Raw genomic sequence first — 229 nt, 5'->3', positions numbered from 1 at the left:
ATAGGTACCCGCATTCCCCTTGGTTAAAGTTGTTAGGGTTTCGTGGGTTTTTACCAATTCAGCAAGAGTTAAGGTTTGGGAGTTCCCCTCGTTATCGCTATACTTGAAAGTAGTTCCATCAAAAGTAACCGGTCCCTCAGAGGATTTGATGATCGATTTTAGTTTTTCTAAAACAGCCGGGTTGTTCGCAATGCTGTCAAAGTTTGAACTCACATCACCAACCACATCA

At 42.4% G+C, this 229-nt stretch carries 1 pseudogene; it reads right to left on the bottom strand.

The features are described from left to right. Positions 1-229 (bottom strand): annotated as a pseudogene (locus tag KO524_RS15630) (hypothetical protein); the annotation flags it as partial.

Origin of the sequence: Flavobacterium sp. NKUCC04_CG, from assembly GCF_019345525.1 — a bacterium.
GTDB lineage: Bacteria > Bacteroidota > Bacteroidia > Flavobacteriales > Flavobacteriaceae > Flavobacterium.
This window is presented reverse-complemented; position numbering and strand designations above follow the sequence as displayed.